We start from the raw sequence: 4785 nt of genomic DNA on the forward strand, positions 1-4785 counted from the left end.
GGGTGGCTTTTCCCCACTTTCGGGGGCGGACGCGGGCCCGCCGCGAGCCGGATCCAGCGGAAACAGGCGCGGTCAGCGGGGCGCAGAAGCTGGCACAAAGCGTGCTGAACAACCGTCAAAAGCAGCACCGACAGTCAGGACCGGGGCGGTGCGCAAGCGGAGACGGCCATGTCAGCCACAAGAAGAGTACTGATAGTCGAAGACGAGGACATCCTCGCGGAGAACCTCCAGGCCTACCTGCGGCGGGCCTGCTGCGAGGCCCGCGTGGCCTCCGACGGGGCGAGCGCGATCCGGCTGCTGGACGAGTTCGCGCCCGAGGTGCTGGTGCTCGACTACCGGCTCCCGGACATGTCCGGCTTCCAGGTGCTGGACACGATCCGGATGCGCGGGGCGACCGCCAACGCCATCCTGATGACGGGGCAGCCGCGCGACGAGGTGTGCGAGGAGGCGGCACGCCGGGGCATCGAGCACATCCTGTTCAAGCCCTTTCCGCTCGCCGAGCTGTCGAAAGTGGTGTGCAGCCTCGGGCCCTACGTGCCGACGCGGGTGGCGGGCGGGGCGGAGCAGTACGGCACGCACGGTTTGACGCATCCGGACCGGCGGCAGCATCCGAGCCACCGCTTCCCGATGCGGCTGTATGACGGAACGTGGCTGTTTGCCGACCGCCGTCATGCGCACAAGGCCGTGGATGGTCGGCAGGACGACGACGAACAATGACAACAGAGAGGCGCCGCAGAGCGCGCCCGGGCTAGCCGGGGCGCGCGCTGCGGCGATAACAAGGAGCGGGCCGGGTCTGAAGCTGCCCGCAGGAGGTCGATGCGATGGACATGCATGTCACCCCCGCGATGGTCGTCCCCGATGACGGCCAGGGCGTGGTGGCGCGGCTCGATGCCGCGCTGCTGCGTACGGCGCGCGAACGTGCCGCGGCACAGGGCCGCCGCGCGATCGACGAACTGGAGGAGCTCGCCGGCCTCGAGCCGCGCGACTTCGCGCGCCGCCTCGGCATCACGCTGCACTACCCGGTGATGGGCGGCGAGCAGCTGTTCGCCAGCGCGCCGGATTTCTCGCAACTGCCGCTGGCCGAGGCGATCAAGCACGAGTTCGTGCTCGTGAAGCGTCCGCCCGAGGCGGGCGGCGGCCTCGTCGGGGTGTTCTCCGACCCCTTCGATGGCGCGCGGCTGGCGTGGATCGACGAGCGCCTCGCCGGCGCGGAGCTGTTCCTCGCTCACCCGGCCGATCTTTCCGCCTACCTCGCGCGCCATGAGGAGGACTTCCACGCCATCGACTCGCTTGCCGCGACGCAGGACGAGGCCGAGACCGTCGAGGACGTCGAGACGCTGTCGCTGGCGCGCATCAGCGAGGATTCCAGCGTCGTCGTGAAGCTCGTCAATTCGACCCTCTACGATGCGCTCAAGGCCAAGGCCAGCGACATCCACCTCAGCGCCACCGGCACCGGCATGCTCATCAAGTACCGCGTCGACGGCGTCCTGAACACCGCCAGCCGCGTGCAGGGCGCCGAGGTCGCCGAGCAGATGATCTCGCGCGTGAAGGTGATGGCCGAGCTCGACATCGCCGAGAAGCGCGTGCCGCAGGACGGCCGCTTCAAGGTGTCGATCAAGGGACGCCAGATCGACTTCCGCGTCTCCATCATTCCCAGCATCTTCGGCGAGGACGCGGTGCTGCGCGTGCTCGACAAGCAGGATCTCGCCGACCAGGTGCATGGCGTGCGCCTCGAGTCGCTCGGCTTCGAGGCCGACGTCATGAAGACGCTGCGCCGCCTCGCGAGCGAGCCCTACGGCATGGTGCTGGTCACCGGCCCCACCGGCAGCGGCAAGACCACCACGCTGTACGCGATGCTCACCGAGATCAACCGCGGCGTGGACAAGATCATCACCATCGAGGACCCGGTCGAGTACCAGCTCCCCGGCGTGCTGCAGATCCCGGTGAACGAGAAGAAGGGCCTCACCTTCTCGCGCGGCCTGCGTTCCATCCTGCGCCACGACCCGGACAAGATCATGGTCGGCGAGATCCGCGACCCCGACACGGCGCAGATCGCCGTGCAGTCCGCGCTCACCGGTCACCTCGTGTTCACGACCATCCACGCCAACAACGTGTTCGACGTGATCGGCCGCTTCACGCAGATGGAGGTCGATCCCTACAGCTTCGTGTCGGCGTTGAACGGCGTGCTCGCGCAGCGCCTGATCCGGCTCGCCTGTCCGTCCTGCGCCGTGGAGCTGCGCCCGCGCGACGACGAGCTCGTCGCCTCCGGCATCGACCCCGCGGACACGCACGGCTGGCGCTTCGTGCACAGCCCCGGCTGCGGGCGCTGCCGCGGCACCGGCTACCGCGGCCGCAGCGCGATCGCCGAAGTGCTGCTGCTCGACGACGAGCTGCGCCAGACCATCATCGACCGCAAGCCCATCGCCGAGCTCAAGGAGCTGGCGCGGAAGCGCGGCCTGCGCCTGCTGCGCGAATCGGCGCTCGACCTCGTGCGCACCGGCCAGACCACGCTGGAGGAGATCAACCGTGTCACCTTTGTCGCGTGACAGCTTCGTGGCCGTTCTCGCCCCGGCGCGGGTGACGCTGCTGCGCACGGCGCGGGGGGGGGCCGCACCGTGCGCAAGCAGCGACTGCGAAGGCGGCTGGAGCGGTGCCGCCGATGCGCTGCAGGGGCTGCTGCGCGAGGCCGGCGCGCGCCGCGGGCGGCTCACGGTGGTGCTTTCGAGCCACTTCGCGCATTTCCGCCTGCTGTCGTGGAGCGACGCCATCGGCTCGCCGGCCGAGCTCGAGAGCTTCGCGCGCATCGGCTTCGAGGACATCTACGGCCCGGTCGCGGCCGGCTGGGCGCTGCGCATCTCGCCGGAAGCGGCGGGCCGCCCGCGCGTGGCGGCGGCGGTCGACAAGGCGCTGCTCGAGCGCCTGCAGTCCATCGCACAGGGCGCCGGGCTGAGCCTCGAATCGGTGCAGCCCCACCTGATGGCGGCCTACAACCGCCTGCAGCCGCGTCTGGCGCGCGACAACTTCATGTTCGCCGTGGCCGAGCCGGGCCGTTGCAGCATGCTGCTGGCCCGCGCCGGGCAGTGGCTGTCTGTGCGTTCCAGCGCCTGCGGCGACAGCGAACGCGCCGTCGCGGCGCTGCTCGAGCGCGAATGCGAGCTCACCGGCATCGGCGATCCGGCCGCCGGGCCGCTGCCGGCCGTGTATGTGCACGCCCCGGGCCGCGCGGCGGGCGAGTGGCCGGCCGTGGAAGGCATCGCGCCGCAGGCGCTGGCGCTGGGTGGCGGCGATGCCTGGCAGGACATGGCGCTGGCGGTCGCGTCATGAACCGGCTCGAACTCGACTTCCAGCGCACGCCGCGGCCCCGCGTCGGCGGCTGGTTGCTGTTGGTCGCGGGCATCGCGCTGGTCGGCTCCGCGGCCTGGGCCGGCCTGCGCGTCGAGGCCGAGGCGGCGGCGCTGGAGACCACCGTGCGCGACATCGTCGCCGGCCTGCCCGAGGCCCTGCTCGAGCAGCACCCGCCGGGCGCCGGCACGAAGGGCGGCGGGAAGGGAAACAACAAGGAGGGCGACAATGCGCTCGCGGACATGCAGCGCGTGCAGGCGCGCATCGACAATCGGCCGTGGCAGGCGCTGTTCACGACCCTGGAAGCGCTCGCCAGCGACGACGTCGCGCTGCTGTCGCTGACGCCGGACGCGCGCAAGCGCCAGCTGCGCATCACCGCCGAGGCGCGCGACCTCGGCGCGATGCTCGCCTACCACCGCCAGCTGGAGGACACCGCCGCGCTGCGCGACGTGTCGCTCGTCAATCACGAGTTCGCCGAGCAGGTGCAGGGCCGGCCGGTGCGCTTCAGCCTCGTCGCGAACTGGGTGACGGACCATGCGCGTCCATAAGCTGACGCTGCACGAAGCGGTGCGCCGCCTCGGCCTGCCCGGCCTCGGCGGTGCCGTGCTGCTCGCTGCCGCCGCGGGCTGGGCCATGGCGGTCGTGGTGCCCGGCATCGAGTCGCGCGAACGTGCCGAACAACATGTGCTGCGCGCCCAGGCCCAGGCCGCCGCGGTGCTGAACGGCGAAGTGCACATCGCCCAGCCGCCCGCGCGCCAGCTCGACGCCTTCTACGCCGGGCTGCCGGCCCAGCCCGCCGCGACGAGCGCGATCGACGGCCTGTACGCCGCCGCCGAGGCCGAGCAGATCTCGCTCGCGCGCGGCGAATATGCGCTTGCGGTGGAGCAGGGCACGGACATGGCGCGCTACCAGATCCTGCTGCCGGTGCGCGGCAGCTACGCCCAGCTGCGCCGCTTCATCGACGCCGCGATCGCGAAGGTGCCGGGCCTGAGCGTGGAAGACCTCGACCTGCAGCGCAAGGTCGTGTCCGACACCGAACTCGAAGGGCGCATCCGCATGACCCTGTATCTGTCGAGGCGCTGATGGCGGACCGGCGCAGGCTCTTCTGGGTGGTGTTCCTCGGTGCGGCCGCTGCGTTGGCGGTGATCCCCGAATTCTTCGAAAGTCCTGGTGACGACGCCGTTCAGCCGCTCGCCCGCCCGCGTGCGCCGGTGCCCGCTCGTGCTGTCCCGGCCGCTCCCGCCACGCAGAACGGCCAGCTCGCCGAGCTGCGCTCCGTGCCGACCGCGCTCGCGGCCGCCACCACGGCACCTGCCGGCACGCCGCCCGCGAGCGCGCAGGACGGGACAACCACGACCGCCGCCAGCGGGGCCGCAGCGGCGGCGCCGGCCGATGCGCCTCCCCGCGCCGCGCCGGAACTCTTCGCCGCGCACAGCTGGTACG

At 71.6% G+C, this 4785-nt stretch carries 5 protein-coding genes and 1 pseudogene; all 6 read left to right on the forward strand.

Features of this window, described 5'->3' with window-relative positions:
- The first annotated feature begins 168 nt into the window (after nucleotides 1–168).
- A complete protein-coding gene (locus GO615_RS27085; RefSeq protein WP_169132955.1) occupies nucleotides 169–717 on the forward strand; it encodes a response regulator in 549 nt (182 codons plus the stop codon).
- Between the two features lie 104 nt (nucleotides 718–821).
- Nucleotides 822–2546 (forward strand): GspE/PulE family protein, encoded by a 1725-nt coding sequence (locus GO615_RS27090; RefSeq protein ID WP_211167396.1) that lies wholly within the window; start codon nucleotides 822–824, stop codon nucleotides 2544–2546.
- Nucleotides 2527–3324, forward strand: coding sequence for a hypothetical protein (locus GO615_RS27095; RefSeq protein ID WP_169132956.1), 798 nt, complete (start codon nucleotides 2527–2529; stop codon nucleotides 3322–3324). The genes GO615_RS27090 and GO615_RS27095 overlap by 20 nt, the downstream gene beginning before the upstream one ends.
- A complete protein-coding gene (locus GO615_RS27100) occupies nucleotides 3321–3890 on the forward strand; it encodes a pilus assembly protein (RefSeq protein WP_169132957.1) in 570 nt (189 codons plus the stop codon). The genes GO615_RS27095 and GO615_RS27100 overlap by 4 nt, the downstream gene beginning before the upstream one ends.
- Nucleotides 3877–4425 carry a GspMb/PilO family protein gene (locus GO615_RS27105; protein ID WP_169132958.1) on the forward strand — a complete coding sequence of 183 codons (549 nt, stop codon included), beginning with the start codon at nucleotides 3877–3879 and terminating at the stop codon, nucleotides 4423–4425. Before GO615_RS27100 ends, GO615_RS27105 begins: the two co-directional genes overlap by 14 nt.
- Nucleotides 4425–4785 (forward strand): annotated as a pseudogene (locus GO615_RS27110) (secretion system X translation initiation factor); the annotation flags it as partial. The gene GO615_RS27105 and the pseudogene GO615_RS27110, both read left to right, overlap by 1 nt.

It is taken from the genome of Aromatoleum evansii (genome assembly GCF_012910805.1).
GTDB lineage: Bacteria > Pseudomonadota > Gammaproteobacteria > Burkholderiales > Rhodocyclaceae > Aromatoleum > Aromatoleum evansii.